Here is a 13,271-nt window from a genome sequence, read left to right as displayed (position 1 = left end):
AATCAAATAAGTATACCAATCTTCAAGTGGAAGCTCGAAATTCATCCAGCTCTCTGGAGGCCATGTGTACAAAGTTATCGTTTTGTGGAGGATAGGATTTGTAAAACCATTACTAATTGTTCCTTTGTCTTGTAGAATTATCGTAATCCTTCCTGGGTCGTTGCCTATCAAATCAATAACCTGTTGTCGAACGTTTTCAAATATCTTCCCTACAAGTTCTGCGTTTTTTTCGTATCCTTCCGGATACACCACATCAGCGTGTTCAAAACGCAGAACCCCTGAGAATGTAAAAGTACAAATAAGCAAGACAACTACCGTTAAAATCATAAAACTCCTTTTCATACTCATCACCTCCAACAAACGTTTGATTAACCGTGTAACAATATTTTGCCACTCATTTTCGTCCTGTCAAATATCCAACGACAATCTCTTGAAGTTTTGGAAATCTTCCGTTATCTTCATTTCTACTATAAATCTTTACTAATATCTCATCGCCGACAATACCAATTACTTCACCATTTCCAATGCTTTCGCCACTCTTGAACACTCTATGTTTTTCCTTTGCTTCATCAATTGAATCCGTATAAATTACTCTACCAGAGTTGATTATCGCAAATTCTGTAGCGTACTCTTCTAACTCGAACATCTCATGCGAAGAGATAATACAGCTTCTCTCTCCAGAAACGTATTCTCTGATAAGTCTCATCACCTCGTATCTTACTGTTGGATCAAGATGTTGCGTTGGTTCGTCAAGTATGAGAAGTTGTGCGTTTGTAGATATTGCTAAAACAACGAAAAAGAGTGTCTTCATACCTATCGAATAAGTCTCAACACGTTGAGATAGGTCAAAATTGTATTTCGCAACAAGTCTGTTGAAGGTTTCACCATCCCACTGAGGGTAAACCGAAGAATAGAGTCTTTCATAATCGTAAGCATCGAAATTCCTAAATACCTGCCTATCTTCTGAAACAGCCGCAATTTTCTGTTTTGACAGCAAAGTTATCTCATCACCCATAAATTTAACTTCACCTGAATCAGCATCAATAGCTTTTAGTATACACCTAATTGTCGTTGTCTTACCTGCACCATTCGGACCAATCAGTGCAAATATGCTACCTTTTTTCACATCGAACGAAACATCCGCTAAAATCTGTTTATTACCAAACCTCTTACTCAATTTTTGAACAGATAGCAATATTTCAGAACTACCTTCAACCATACCTATCCCATTTTCTTTATATTCCATAGATTATTCCCCTCCTTTTTTGACAACAGAAAGATAACCAAGATAGAGACAAAGAATTGCAAAAATAGCTGCTGCGAAAATATTCCCCTGCCATAACGGACTTATCAGCCTGTACGGATTGTAAAAATGTCCAACTGATGAATAGCCAAGCGAACTCAAAATTGCATCGCTTATGAGAATCAAAAACAAACTACCGTAAGGGTCAACAGACAAGAAATTCACTAACACGAAGGAAAGTCCTAAATAAGCACTAAGAAAGATTAAAGATGAAGATAAATCCGTAAAAAAATGATATAAACTATCATAAAATGGCAACCCTACTAGACTTGTTAGCAACACTACGGTCACCAAGAACCCAAAACTAAACCAATATATCATAGACCTTGTATATGGTAAAAATGTTAGAAGATCTAAGCGTCTATTTTTCACATCGGAGAGCAAACCAAATAGTATTGCGAAAAACACTCCAAACATCTTTATTGATAAACCCGGCGAAAGCATAAGAACAAAAAATATTAATAACGTTCCGAATTTTTCCTTAAACTGTTTGTGTAAGTACTCGTTGAATAGTATCACATAATATTTATCAAACATTCTTCCACACCTCCTCAATTATCATCAAAGCAGTTAACATATCAATTCCACTATCTTTCGCTTTCTGAACCATTCGAAATAACTCACCTACAACGTCCTTATCAATCTTCAGCTCACCTGATATAAAATATCCGACCCCATGTTCTGATTCGACCAGACCTTCAAACTTTAGCCTTTCCAACGCTTTGAGAACGGTATTAACATTGACATCGAATATCTTTTCTAAATCTCTAACTCCAGGCAATCGCGAACCAACTTTCAATTCTCCAAGAATCATCTTAGCTTTAATTTGATTAACTATCTGTAAATACGCAGGTACACCGCTGTGTTTATCGACTTTCTTAAAGTTTGAATAAATAGCTCGAACCTCCTCTTTCACCTCGCTCATTCTCTCACAACCTTCACACTGGAAGAATTTATCGAAATATCACTATCAGAACTATTCTTTACATATAGTTTTCCACCTGTACCATCAATCTTTAACCTAAGCGCCTTCCCACCGAGAAATTCAAGTTTACCATTAACTCCGGTTGATGATATATCCATGTACGAACAATTTCTCAATTTCAACTTCATATTAACTCCAACGCTGTCAATTTCAACTTTGTCAGCAGAAATCTCTCCGTTAAGTTCTACACCAACGGAATTAATTGTCATATCATCTGCTGAAAGTGTTCCGAAAAGTTCAACACCCGTACTATCAAGTTCAATAATATCCGCACTAAGCTCGCCATTAATCGACATTCCAACAGCCGAAGCAACAAACCTTTTCAAACGTTTCTTGAATTTTCCATTTATATCAAGTCTGAAAGATGAAATATTAATTCGCTCAACTTTTTCACCACCAACTTTTACAACATATGTTGCATTCTTTTCTCCACCTCGAATTTCTAAGACTCCCCTTGTTTGCTTCACCTTGAGAGTAGATGGAACAGCAATGCCTGGTTCATCAACAAATTCTAAACGTAATCCAGCGTTAATATCACAAATGAGTTCTTCCACTTCATCGTATCTGACATCGGGATTGTACACTCGCCCCGAATGGTGCGTTAGCGCCTCACTAAAGTTCATAAGTCTTTTAAAACCATTCTCCCCGCTTTTTGCTAAATACTCAAAACTTGTTATACTTGCCATGGGTATAAGAAAAAGAAGAATTGAAAGTATAATAAAACCAATCATTCTTCCCGTATAACTTTTTAGAAAATACCCAAGCACAACAACCGAAAAGAAAGCAAAAACTACCTTTAATGGCACATAAGTTGTAAAATAACCTGCAAGTCCAAGAACCAGGATTGCCAGTAAAAAGTATACAATCTTTAGATAATCCTTCATAGCCCCACCTCCAAGTGATAAGTTTTAAAATCACACTTTCTCAGTGCACTCGTACATTCTACACTCCACATTTATAGTGTTATAGTTATATATAACACTAAAAGTATATCACACAGTGGTAGAATTATGTGTTTCTCTTAAGTAAACTTTTATTTGCATTCCTGTTTCTCTCCATACTTTCTAAAAGACTTCGGATAAAGAGAGTATTCAAGCGGCAAATAAAGGTATCGAGTAGGAGCTGGGTAATTAGGTAATTTACCCAGCGTCCTCTCACACCACCGTACATACCGACCGGTATACGGCGGTTCCTTAGTTCTCATGCGCTACGCGCACTGGCCTGTGATCCTGGAACTGTCGTTGATGGCATTAACACTCCTTGGTTATCCTCGGGTTCCACCCTACTTTCTCCAAGGTAGCCCTCTTCGGTTTTCTGCTTTCCATCTTCTGAAGTTTTCAAAATCTTTAGCCTCCTAAAGTTCAGTCCTTCACCTTTCGGCTACTGAGCTTTGCTGACTTCTGACGGTTCAGCTACTCATCACTGAGTAGGTTACCAGTAGGTGTATCCGTCAGACCTCCCCGGGTAAGAGCGACCGCCTTCATCCCATGTACTCGCCACATTTAGGTTCCCACTACCAAGCCCATAGCGGACTTTCACCGCCAAGCTGTCGCTCATGCCGGGCGCACGAAAAAAAAAGCGGCTCTTTCGAGCCGCTTTCGATTGATTTTTTTACTATTATTTCTTACCCTCTGCAAGGGTGTTGAGTTCAAGTTTTATTCCAGGTCCCATTGTGGAAGCGATAACTGCTTTCTTTATAAAGTTCCCCTTAACACCTGCTGGTCTGAGAGCAAGAATCTGTTCGTAAGCAGACTTTATGTTTTCCTTGAGTTTTTCTGGGTCAAACGAAGCTTTTCCAACTGGTATGTGTATATTTCCTGTCTTATCTGTTCTAACTTCAACTTTACCTTTTTTGAACTCAGAGACTGCAGCTGCAACATCGTCTGTAACTGTTCCAGTTTTTGGGTTTGGCATTAATCCTCTTGGACCAAGGACTTTACCAAGCTTACCAATAACCTTCATCATATCTGGAGTTGCAATTGCAACGTCGAAATCAAAGAATCCTTCGTTAGCAATTTTGTCAGCAAGTTCCTCTGCTCCAACGTAATCTGCACCTGCTTGTTTTGCTTCCTCTGCCTTGTCTCCCTTTGCAAAGACCAAAACTCTTACAGTCTTACCTGTTCCATGTGGAAGGGTAATTGTGCTTCTTATGTTCTGTTCACTCTTTCTATAATCGATATTCGTTTTAACATGAAGTTCTACTGTTTCATCAAACTTTGCCGTTGCTGTCTTTTTTACAAGCTCTACTGCTTCGTCAAGTGAATAAAATTTTTCTCTATCCACAAGTTTTCTTACTTCATTGTACCTCTTGGAGTGTTTAGGCATGTGCGAGCCTCCTCCTTTCCGCTTCAATCTACAATTTCCAGACCCATGCTGCGAGCAGTTCCTTCGATTATTTTCATCGCAGCTTCAATGTCGTTTGCATTGAGGTCTGGCATCTTGAGCTCAGCAATTTCCCTGATCTGTTGCCTTGTCACTTTTCCAACAATTTTCCTCTTTGGTTCCTGCGAACCTGAGTTGATTTTTGCTGCCCTCTTCAGTAAGAAGCTGGCAGGAGGAGTCTTCGTAACGAACGTAAATGATCTGTCATCGTAAACAGTGACAATAACTGGTATTAGCAATCCAGCCTTATCAGCCGTGACTGCGTTGAACTTCTTACAGAATTCCATCAAGTTAACTCCTCTTTGACCCAATGCAGGACCTACTGGAGGAGCTGGCGTTGCTTTTCCGGCTTCGAGCACAAGCCTAACCTGTGCCACTACTTTCTTTGCCATACAACTTACCTCCCTTTTTGTGGTATTTTCGGGCTCTTTGCCCTCCCACTGCGCACAATGCGCGCAAATTATCTAATCATCTTATTATTTTTATCCTTTATATCTTCTCCACTTCACTCACGTGAACAGTAACTGGAGTTTCCCTACCAAATATCGTAATATTAACCTTGAGTTCTTGCTTTTCTTCATCAACTTCTTTTACTACACCAACAAAACCTTCGAACGGACCAGTTATAATCTTTACAGAATCACCAGGTTGTATTTCCAGTTCTACTTTTGTAACCTGCGCTTTTGCTTCGTGACGTATTTCCTCAAGACCTGCTAATCTCTTAATATAATGCACTTCCTGTGGTTTCAACGGAAGTGGTCTTCCACCTGCTGAAACAAAACCCATTACAAATGGTGTACTTCTAACAAATTCCCATGTATGGTCGTTCATTATCATTTCAACAAAAAGATAACCTGGATAGAGTTTTCTTTTCTTTGTTTTTTGGATAACTATCTCTTTTCTCGTTGGATAGTCCACAATAGCAACTCTTCCGGTGCTCTTTGCGTATATCTTTCTACCCTCAGCTAACACTTGACCAGCCTTAACCACAACACCCTTTTTACAAACATTCGGATTGAAAACATCAACGTGAATTATATAAACATCTTCGTCACCAAGAACGGTTCTAACAACTACCTTTTTGACCTTTTCATTTATCGCTACCTTACCATCTATATCACAGATATATTCGTCCGATGCCGCCAAAAACGTTCCCTGGAATACATTTGCCCCTACGCGAAGTCCAGAGACCGGCTTGGCTGATTCTGGAATTACGTAAGTCTTTGAAAATTTTTTGTCTGTAGTTTCAATAACTATCCTTCTGGCGTTTGTAACATCAACTATCGTTCCATCTCTTCTAACCTTAACAGCCGGTTCTTCGGCTATCAAGTCACCCTTTTCTACATCCATTCCGTTACTAACATGCAATTTAGCATCATGACTCACAATATGCCTTTCAAGAGACTTACTGGAAGTGTCTATAACGGTTTCTTCCAAAACAACAACGTTAGGGATAATATTCTCATATCCCTGTGCTTTTATTTTAGCTTCCAGGTTCTCTTTAACCTTGCTTTCATACCCTGTAATGGTATGAATTATGTACCATTCTTTTTTCATTAGCTATTCACCTCAGAATCTTTGCAACAAGGCGCCAAGTGTTCCAGAGAAGAGAAGGTCGACTAAGAAAAGATAAATTGAAGAAACTGCCAAAATAAACAAAACTACCCCTGTAGATGCCAGGAGTTCTTCTCTGTTAGGCCACGTCGTCTTCTTCGCTTCTGCGATAACTTCTCTAAAGAACTTCTTCAGTTTTTCCATCGTTATCTCCCCCGATAGCCTTTATATTTAGGTACGTTTAGTGTCGTGCGCTCATAATAGTATAAAATTTGGCAGGGGCGGCAGGACTTGAACCCGCAACACCCGATTTTGGAGACCGGTGCTCTGCCAGTTGAGCTACGCCCCTGCGAAAATAATCATATTAATAACTCCATCTTAAATATTAGCCGTTAAACCTTCGTTTCGGTATGGAATGTGTGTTTGTTGCACTTTGGACAGTATTTCCTGAGTCTGAGCTTATCTTTCTTACTTTTTTCTTTTGTCGTGTAATAATTTCTTGTGCCACACTCTTCACACTTGAGCCCTATCTGAACTCTCATCGTCGTCCAGCCTCCTATATTATAAAAAAATATCTGGTGGTGAGGGAAGGATTTGAACCTTCGAAGGCATTCTGCCAGCGGATTTACAGTCCGCCCCCTTTGGCCACTCGGGCACCTCACCACACATTCAGTGGCTGGAGCCAACGGAGGGACTTGAACCCTCAACCTGCTGATTACAAGTCAGCCGCTCTAGCCGGTTGAGCTACGTTGGCTCGCTTATGCGTTAGTTATTATACCTGAGGGGAACAAATTTGTCAACGTTTCATCTGCGTTTAAGTATGTTACATTTTTTCAAAGACGCTCACAAACTGCCAGTGAATATAATACCATATTCTCTCAGAATTTCAAGGGAGAATTTAGTATTTACACAGTTTAGAGTGTAAAACTCAACAGTAGTGTGACAACAAAAATCCGTGTCATAACGATAGAAGCAAAAAACTATCACTCATTTACACCTATATCCCATAGGTTACCCGTATTCCTCAAGTTCCCTCTGAACTTTGCCCAAGAATTTTCAGCTATTCCAGAAGACTTCGTTTGAACGGCATAAATCTTCCAATCTTCCCCACCAAAATATATAGTTCCATCCATACTCAATGTTGGAGATGACCATATCTTGCAACCTATGTTAACACGCCATTTTTCCGTTCCATTAGAATCAAGGGCATACAGATAATTATCCAAACCGACTACATATATCGTTCCATCAGAAGCAACAATAGGGGAAGCCCAAATTCTCTCATTCGTCTTCAAGGTCCATTTCAAACTCCCGTCTTTTACAGCATACAATGTTTTATCCCAGCTTCCGACATAGACCGTTCCGTCTGGTCCCAATACTGATGATGCATAGACATGCCACTCGGTTTTGTATTTCCACTTTAGAATAGCCTGAGTAGCTTCTGAGGTTATAGCATAGATGTAGCAATTATCAGCACTAACAGTGCCGAAGTAGACAGTGCCATCTGAAGCTATAGCCGGAGCCGAGTAAATGCTTTCACTCTCACTCGTAAAAAACTTCCATTTTAGTTTACCTTCAGTATCTATTGCGTACAAATAGCCATCATGATTTCCAATGTATATTGTCTCACTTGCATCTATCGAAGGCGATGACCATGTATCGTTACCCATTTCGTATGTCCACTTCAGTTCGCCATTCGAGCTTATCGCATAAAGTGTACCACCTTCTGAAGCAACATAAATCGTTCCATCTTTGCCTATAGCTGGAGAGTTTCGGAAAGCACCTACAGGTCCGTATTTCCACTTCAATGTTCCATCCGGATTAACTGCGTACAGGTACCTTGCACATACGTAAATCGTGCCGTCTTTACCTATTGCTGGAGCTGAATATATAGGTTCACTATAGCCATCACCATGCAAAAATAAGTCAAAACTCCACAACACAATACCCTCAGGTGCAATTGCGTACAATTTGCTATCTTCACTTACTATGTAGATAATTCCTTTGGAATCTATTGCTGGGCTTGAATCGATTATACCACCTGTCTGCAATGTCCACTTTATCTCACCGTGTGCGAATTCGTTTTCAATATTTACTGTTAAGTCTGCTTTTCCCATATTTCCTGCCCTGTCGTACGCTACAAGCTCTATCTGGTGTTGTCCATTTGAATATCTTTTAGTATTGACTTCAAAACTTCCAGACTCTTCTGTGCTTTCCAAAAATTTTCTGTTGTCAATCAAAAGCTCCACCTTGTCGATTCCCGTTCCATCAGTTGCTATGTAGTTTATTGTTAATGTGCCATGCACAGTTTCGCCCTCATTTGGCGAAGCTATTGATACAACTGGTGCAGTGTTATCAATAGTTATGGAAACACTTGTTTGTCCAACGTTGTTTGAACGGTCATAAGCTTTTGCAACAAGCGTGTAATTCCCATCTGGATAACTTTTCGTATTCAACTCAAAAGTGTAAGGTTTTTCCAGTTTTTCACCCACTTTTGTGTCATCTAAATAAAGTTCAACTTTGAGAATGCCACTTATATCGGTTGCCTCAACAGTAACGGTAATGCTTCCTGAAACAAATGTGTTGTGCTTCGGATGAGTTATTTTGACTTGGGGAACGGTATTATCCACAACGTTTGGAGTGCAAGAAAGAATTGCTAAAACAGAAACGACCGCGAAGAAAACTAACAACTTCATACATCTCACCTCTTTAAGATTAATCTTCTAGGATATTTGCTAATATTCAGGTCTCCTGCGTATTTTCGATATATAAATTTTGACCTTCGAAATTTCAAAATCGTTCGGTAAGAAATAAAGTGAGGGCTGGGTACGTAGGTAAATTACCCAGCGTCCTCTCATACCACCACACATACCGACCGGTATACAGTGGTTCCTTAGTTGACATGCGCTACTGCGCACTGGCTTGTGATTCTGGAACTTTCGTTAATTGCACTGGTTTGCTCCTGTAATCCTCGGATTCCACCCTTCTTTCACCAAGGTAGCCCTCTTCGGTTTACTGCTTTCCATCTTCAGACCTCCGCGGGTAAGAACGACCGACTTCATCCCACGTACTTGCCACATTTACTGCATGAGGTTCCCACTACCAAGCCCATAGCAAAACTTTCACCGCCAAGCTGTCGCTCATGCCGGGCGCACCAAAAAGAAAAGCCATCCCTCGTGAGATGGCTTTTCTATATATAAGATACTTATACTATACAAACTATACAAAAGTTTATTCTCTTGTACCTCTCTTATTACTCTTCAGATAACCAAATCCATCAATAATACAAATCTCCATTCGCTTTGCGCCTGAAAACAAAGTTACTGCCTATTCCTGCCAAGTCACCATCACTGCATTCTATAACCTTCCTGATTTCAGAACCCACGTTAAACGTCACACTCCATATCCTTGTGACTCCAGTGTTGCTATTCATAATTTTAAACATCGTGGGTTTATCTGAACTGCTGTTGCCCGGTCTACCAGTTATTATTATCGCATTATCTGAAGTATACGTTATCGCTCCTGGATCCATATAACGTCCCCACGAGTATTCCCACAAGAACTGACCACTGTAGTTGTATTTGCGAATCCTATGACTATAATCATTATAATTAGGTCTTGTTCTAAAAATAACCCCATCACCAACATCGAGAACATCGTATGTTTCATAGTAGTAGGAGGAGGAGGAGACCCAACTCCACCTTATGCTTTTATCCGAACCCATGACTCCAAACCAGGCATAATCAGAGCTCCTTCGTCCTCCAAGAATAATATCTCCGCTCTGACTTTCCTTTGCTATGCGTAGGCTATACACATCTGAAAGTTTTGTTTCGGAAATGATATTTCCATCCTTGTCGATTTCCATTAACCAACCTTGCCCTGACGTCTGACCAGCAAGTAGATAATTACCATCTGCTTTTCTCGTTATTGAGTAAATATAGTCATCTGATGTTCCGCCATATGTCTTTTCCCATAATTTGTTACCATTTTCGTCTATCTTGAAAACCAATCCGTCGTAGCCTCTTCCACTGACTGACTTGTATCCACAGATGAGGTATCCTCCATCGGCTTTGGCTATTAAATATCTGCTGTAGCTATAAAAACTTACATCTGAAAAGCTCTTTCTCCAAATTAATTGCCCGTTTTTGTCCGTCTTTAAAACCTCAAGTTTGTTATCTGTGCTTGCGATTACAACGAAGTTTCCATTGCTTCCTTCTATGATGTCTGAAAAGTATGTATTGCTCCCGTAATTTTTCTGCCAGTTTTGAATAACGAACTCTTTTGAATCTTCCACTAACTTGTTACCTGATGAGTCTTTGACAACTACAGAAATTGTATAAAGATTGTCATAGTAATTAGTTGTATCCAGTTGAAAGTCGAAAGGTCTTGAGGTCGTTTCAGAAATTTTACTTCCATTGACGTAAAGCTCGGCTTTTGAGAATCTTGAATCTTTTGTTGCTGCAGCCTTTATTTGAGTTGTTCGGTTGACAATTGCATTTTGGGCAGGTGAATAGATTAACACAATTGGAACAGAAATCTCTTTAATTCCACTTTCTTTACTGTCTTTGACAACGTTTACTCCGAAATACTCCAAGTTTTCAACTACAACTGGGTCACTGCCAAGTGTTATCTCATATGCTGTCGAGGTCGTTTCACCTATTAATTCAAGCCCGTTTTTGTTACTCAACTTTCGAAATATCTGGAATTTTGTCTTATCATCCAAGTAAGGATAGTTCCATCTAAGTGTGAGTTTTTTATTGAGTGCGTGGTATGAGTAAGCCAAGTTTTCAATCGAGGGAACAAAAGGGAGCGTTACCTTTAATTCGCCTACGGTTACGACAATATTTCCATCTACTTCATCAATCAATAAATCATATTTTTCTGTCAGTGACGGGTAAAAAATTCTGTACAACTCATCGGAAGTTTCGTAACTATGCTCCGCGTCATTGTTTTTGTTTTTCAATTTTAAAGAAAACGACAATTTATAGATTCCAGGGTCTACTTCAAACGATTTTGAAAAATCCGTTGGCGATGCTGCCATTTCAGTTGTAACATCATACTCGAATTTTGAACTATCTGTGTTCTTTGTCATAGTCAGCTTCGCATAAGTAACATTCCAATTGGAAGCAACTGTTGCACTCATTTTCGCAGAGAATTCAAGAGTTGATTTAAAGAATATACCATCCATCTGCAAAGCGTTCGCACCGTAACTCAACGTCACGTCTTTTGTTGCGTAAAATATACCAACAAGCTGACTATTGATGGTTCCATAAGCATAAATTTCAATAGTATAATTGCCTGGGTTTTCCAGCGTAAAGCTGATGTTGCTCAGTGATGTGAAATCTTGCTGTAAGACTTGCGTTGTTCCAGACTTAACAACTACGGTAACCTTCGTTATTGGAACATCGTAGGTAGCAAGCGGGCTTGTAGTTTGATTTGTCCCTTTCACTGTAAACACATCAGATTTAGGTGGATTAACAGTAAGACTTACGTTAACTTGCTTCTTTACTCCCTGAGGATTTGGGCATGAAAACAGAAACAGTGTAATTAAAACTATAAAAAGCATCTTAACAACCGAACTTTTCACCATACTAATCACCCCTTTCTAATTGCTAACCCAAATAGTTATTTGGAGATTTGATATGCATCTCCATTCGCTTTGCGCCTGAAAACAAAGTTTTTGCCTATTCCTGCCAAGTCACCATCACTGCATTCTATAACCTTCCTGATTTCAGAACCCACGTTAAACGTTGCATTCCATATTGTGGTGGCACCAGTGTTACTATTCATAATTTTTAATATTTTAGGTTCACCGTCACTTCTACCGGTCATTATTATCGCATTATCTGAAGTATACGTTATCGCTCCAGGGTCCATATAACTTCCCCACCAGTATTCCCACAAGAACTGACCACTGTAGTTGTATTTGCGAATAATATGACTATCATAATTATAATAAGGTCTTGTTCTAAAAATAACCCCATCACCCACATCGAGAACATCGTATGTTTCATAGTAGTAGGAGGAGGAGACCCAACTCCACCTTATGCTTTTATCCGAACCCATGACTCCAAACCAGGCATAACCACCAGAATATCGTCGCCCTCCCAAAAGAATATCTCCAGTGCTTGCTTCTTTCGCTATGCGTAAGCTATACACCTCTGAAAGTCTTGTTTCAGAAATGATATTTCCATCCTTGTCGATTTCCATTAACCAACCTTGCCCTGACGTCTGACCAGCGAGTAGATAATTACCATCTGATTTTCTTGTTATTGAGTAAATATAGTCATCTGATGTTCCGCCATATGTCTTTTCCCATAATTGTTACCATTTTCGTCTATCTTGAAAACCAATCCGTCGTAGCCTCTTCCACTGACTGACTTGTATCCACAGATGAGGTATCCTCCATCGGCTTTGGCTATTAAATATCTGCTGTAGCTATTAAAACTCACATCTGAAAAGCTCTTTCTCCAGATTAATTCTCCATCTTTGCTTATTTTCATTAGAGTTCCAGAATCGCCTGCTACCAAGAAGTTTCCATCATTCCCCTCGAGAATGTCATAAAGATAGCTTAACTCGTAAGTTCTTTGCCAAATTACATGGTTGATATTTTTTGAATCTTCGGCCAGTATATTAGACCAAGAATCGTATGCAACCACCTTAATAGTGTTTGGACCATAGAAAAAACACGTTGGGTTAAGCTGAAATTCGATAGGTCTGGGAGTGCTATTAGATATGTTATAGGAACCTTGTTCTATATCATTTACAAACACCTTGATTCTGGAAATCGAGGGATTTCGGGTAACAGCTACCTTGACAGTCGTATTTTGTAAAGTTTCCTGTGAAGTTGGAACATTGTAAAGTTTAATAGCTACGTCAGGATAAGCCTCTACGGTTCCGCTTTCTTTGTATTCTCTAACGACATTCACCGCATAATACTCTAAGTTATTAATGAGTTCAGTATCCTCTCCAAACGGTATTTCAAAAGTCGTGGATGTTGTCTCAGCAATCAGCTCCATGTCTTTCTTGTTGGCAAGCTTTTGAAAA

General features: G+C 39.5%; 13 protein-coding genes, 3 tRNA genes and 1 pseudogene. All 17 read right to left on the bottom strand.

The features are described 5' to 3' along the window. Positions 1 to 342, bottom strand: a pseudogene (locus tag AC3M61_RS00615) (hypothetical protein); the annotation flags it as partial. A 52-nt stretch (positions 343 to 394) separates the two neighbouring features. Continuing rightward, positions 395 to 1,246: an ABC transporter ATP-binding protein gene (locus AC3M61_RS00610; RefSeq protein WP_500779017.1), complete on the bottom strand. Its 852-nt coding sequence runs from the start codon at positions 1,244 to 1,246 to the stop codon at positions 395 to 397. Between the two features lie 3 nt (positions 1,247 to 1,249). Next, positions 1,250 to 1,840: a hypothetical protein gene (locus tag AC3M61_RS00605; RefSeq protein ID WP_500779016.1), complete on the bottom strand. Its 591-nt coding sequence runs from the start codon at positions 1,838 to 1,840 to the stop codon at positions 1,250 to 1,252. Beyond that, entirely contained in the window at positions 1,833 to 2,228 is a 396-nt protein-coding gene (locus tag AC3M61_RS00600; protein WP_500779015.1) for a GntR family transcriptional regulator, read from the bottom strand. Before AC3M61_RS00600 ends, AC3M61_RS00605 begins: the two co-directional genes overlap by 8 nt. After that, positions 2,225 to 3,172: a hypothetical protein gene (locus AC3M61_RS00595; RefSeq protein ID WP_500779014.1), complete on the bottom strand. Its 948-nt coding sequence runs from the start codon at positions 3,170 to 3,172 to the stop codon at positions 2,225 to 2,227. Before AC3M61_RS00595 ends, AC3M61_RS00600 begins: the two co-directional genes overlap by 4 nt. Before the next feature lie 733 nt (positions 3,173 to 3,905). Next, positions 3,906 to 4,613 (bottom strand): 50S ribosomal protein L1, encoded by a 708-nt coding sequence (rplA, locus tag AC3M61_RS00590; RefSeq protein WP_500779013.1) that lies wholly within the window; start codon positions 4,611 to 4,613, stop codon positions 3,906 to 3,908. A 23-nt stretch (positions 4,614 to 4,636) separates the two neighbouring features. Beyond that, a complete protein-coding gene (gene rplK, locus AC3M61_RS00585) occupies positions 4,637 to 5,062 on the bottom strand; it encodes a 50S ribosomal protein L11 (RefSeq protein WP_448379124.1) in 426 nt (141 codons plus the stop codon). Positions 5,063 to 5,159: 97 nt separating this feature from the next. Then, the gene (gene nusG, locus AC3M61_RS00580; protein ID WP_500779012.1) at positions 5,160 to 6,227 is read right to left on the bottom strand and encodes a transcription termination/antitermination protein NusG; all 1,068 of its coding nucleotides are present in this window, start codon (positions 6,225 to 6,227) and stop codon (positions 5,160 to 5,162) included. Positions 6,228 to 6,239: 12 nt separating this feature from the next. Next, positions 6,240 to 6,428: a preprotein translocase subunit SecE gene (secE, locus tag AC3M61_RS00575; protein WP_500779011.1), complete on the bottom strand. Its 189-nt coding sequence runs from the start codon at positions 6,426 to 6,428 to the stop codon at positions 6,240 to 6,242. Between the two features lie 69 nt (positions 6,429 to 6,497). Next, positions 6,498 to 6,573 (bottom strand) — tRNA-Trp (locus AC3M61_RS00570). Between the two features lie 43 nt (positions 6,574 to 6,616). Further along, complete coding sequence (gene rpmG, locus AC3M61_RS00565; protein ID WP_014451713.1) at positions 6,617 to 6,766, bottom strand: 50S ribosomal protein L33; 150 nt, start codon at positions 6,764 to 6,766, stop codon at positions 6,617 to 6,619. A 34-nt stretch (positions 6,767 to 6,800) separates the two neighbouring features. Continuing rightward, a tRNA-Tyr gene (locus AC3M61_RS00560) sits at positions 6,801 to 6,887 on the bottom strand. Between the two features lie 14 nt (positions 6,888 to 6,901). Next, positions 6,902 to 6,978: transfer RNA gene (locus AC3M61_RS00555), tRNA-Thr, on the bottom strand. Positions 6,979 to 7,207: 229 nt separating this feature from the next. After that, complete coding sequence (locus AC3M61_RS00550; protein WP_500779010.1) at positions 7,208 to 8,920, bottom strand: Ig-like domain-containing protein; 1,713 nt, start codon at positions 8,918 to 8,920, stop codon at positions 7,208 to 7,210. A gap of 581 nt (positions 8,921 to 9,501) precedes the next feature. Next, positions 9,502 to 11,814, bottom strand: a complete 2,313-nt coding sequence (locus tag AC3M61_RS00545; RefSeq protein ID WP_500779009.1) for an Ig-like domain-containing protein — start codon at positions 11,812 to 11,814, stop codon at positions 9,502 to 9,504. A gap of 35 nt (positions 11,815 to 11,849) precedes the next feature. Continuing rightward, a complete protein-coding gene (locus tag AC3M61_RS00540) occupies positions 11,850 to 12,434 on the bottom strand; it encodes a hypothetical protein (protein ID WP_500779008.1) in 585 nt (194 codons plus the stop codon). A gap of 59 nt (positions 12,435 to 12,493) precedes the next feature. Further along, positions 12,494 to 13,271: hypothetical protein (locus tag AC3M61_RS00535; RefSeq protein ID WP_500779007.1), on the bottom strand; the 778-nt coding region annotated here is incomplete at its 5' end.

The sequence above is a fragment of the Fervidobacterium sp. genome (genome assembly GCF_059913585.1).
This window is presented reverse-complemented; position numbering and strand designations above follow the sequence as displayed.

What these genes read in the sequence shown, in the direction of transcription:
- AC3M61_RS00610 (WP_500779017.1), bottom strand. Translation starts at nt 1,246, where the DNA reads ATGGAATATAAAGAAAATGGGATAGGTATGGTTGAAGGTAGTTCTGAA.
- AC3M61_RS00605 (WP_500779016.1), bottom strand. Translation starts at nt 1,840, where the DNA reads ATGTTTGATAAATATTATGTGATACTATTCAACGAGTACTTACACAAA.
- AC3M61_RS00600 (WP_500779015.1), bottom strand. Translation starts at nt 2,228, where the DNA reads ATGAGCGAGGTGAAAGAGGAGGTTCGAGCTATTTATTCAAACTTTAAG.
- AC3M61_RS00595 (WP_500779014.1), bottom strand. Translation starts at nt 3,172, where the DNA reads ATGAAGGATTATCTAAAGATTGTATACTTTTTACTGGCAATCCTGGTT.
- rplA (WP_500779013.1), bottom strand. Translation starts at nt 4,613, where the DNA reads ATGCCTAAACACTCCAAGAGGTACAATGAAGTAAGAAAACTTGTGGAT.
- rplK (WP_448379124.1), bottom strand. Translation starts at nt 5,062, where the DNA reads ATGGCAAAGAAAGTAGTGGCACAGGTTAGGCTTGTGCTCGAAGCCGGA.
- nusG (WP_500779012.1), bottom strand. Translation starts at nt 6,227, where the DNA reads ATGAAAAAAGAATGGTACATAATTCATACCATTACAGGGTATGAAAGC.
- secE (WP_500779011.1), bottom strand. Translation starts at nt 6,428, where the DNA reads ATGGAAAAACTGAAGAAGTTCTTTAGAGAAGTTATCGCAGAAGCGAAG.
- rpmG (WP_014451713.1), bottom strand. Translation starts at nt 6,766, where the DNA reads ATGAGAGTTCAGATAGGGCTCAAGTGTGAAGAGTGTGGCACAAGAAAT.
- AC3M61_RS00550 (WP_500779010.1), bottom strand. Translation starts at nt 8,920, where the DNA reads ATGAAGTTGTTAGTTTTCTTCGCGGTCGTTTCTGTTTTAGCAATTCTT.
- AC3M61_RS00545 (WP_500779009.1), bottom strand. Translation starts at nt 11,814, where the DNA reads ATGGTGAAAAGTTCGGTTGTTAAGATGCTTTTTATAGTTTTAATTACA.
- AC3M61_RS00540 (WP_500779008.1), bottom strand. Translation starts at nt 12,434, where the DNA reads ATGGAAATCGACAAGGATGGAAATATCATTTCTGAAACAAGACTTTCA.